1 protein-coding gene is annotated in these 992 nt (G+C 60.0%); it reads right to left on the reverse strand.

Going from position 1 to position 992, the window contains the following annotated elements:
- Nucleotides 1-90 precede the first annotated feature (90 nt).
- Nucleotides 91-851 (reverse strand): IS5 family transposase gene (locus AC0L30_RS43020; RefSeq protein ID WP_473406793.1). Its coding sequence is split into 2 segments (ribosomal slippage): nt 91-512 and nt 512-851, totalling 762 coding nucleotides; the frame shifts between segments, so codons are not numbered across the junction.
- Between the last annotated feature and the right edge of the window lie 141 nt (nt 852-992).

Below are 992 nucleotides of genomic sequence, written 5' to 3' on the forward strand. Positions count from 1 at the left end.
GACGCGGCCCGCGCCCACGACATTCGAATCATGGTTGCCCATGGATTCAGAAGCCCGCAACAAAAGCAACTGTAATGTTAGGGTCCAGACTCAATTGAGCCAATATGAGACGATAGCGGCGAGATGAACAGCGGCCAAGAAATTCCGGGCGAGCTTGTCATATCGGGTGGCGATGCGCCGGAAGTCCTTGAGCCTGCAAAAGCAGCGCTCGATGACATTTCGGCCTTTGTAGGCGCGTTTGTTGAAGCGATGGATGACGACGCGGTTGGATTTGTTGGGAATGACGGGCTTGGCGCCGCGACGCACGATTTCGCCGCGAAGGTTGTCGCCGTCATATGCTTTGTCGGCGAGGAGCGCGCTCATCGGCGGCGCGAGCGCCAGAACATCGGGCGCCGCCGCAATATCGGCATCCTGGCCTGGGGTCAGATGCAGGACGATCGGCCGGCAGAGCGGATCGCTCAGCGCATGGATTTTTGTCGTGCGGCCTCCGCGCGAGCGGCCGATGGCTTGGTTGTGCTCCCCCCTTTTCCGCCGGAGGCGCACCGGTGAGCTTTAATCGAGGTCGAGTCGAGCGACAGCGCGACGGCATCTTTGCCGGGCCTGGCCAGTGCTTCAAAGATGGTGCACCATCGCCCACGCTTGGCCCAGCGGTTGAAGCGATTATAGACGGTCGTGTAAGGACCGTATTCGCGGGGGCAATCGCGCCATCGCGCCCCCGACTGCAGCATGTGGATGATCCCGCTGATGATGCGGCGGTCGTCGTCCCGCTCCGGTCCCTTCAGCCCCGTCGGCAGATGAGGCTCAATACGCGCCCATTGCCTATCATTCAGCCAAAACAAACTTGCGCGCATTCGCTCATCCTCGAATCAAAAGTTCAAGGCAAGGGAATCACGCGGCGCTTATCAGGTACAGACCCTAGCATTACAGTTGCTTTTGTTGCGGGCTTCTGAATCCATGGGCAACCATGATTCGAATGTCGTGGGCGCGGGCCG

This window comes from Bradyrhizobium sp. MI1.11, assembly GCF_055811255.1.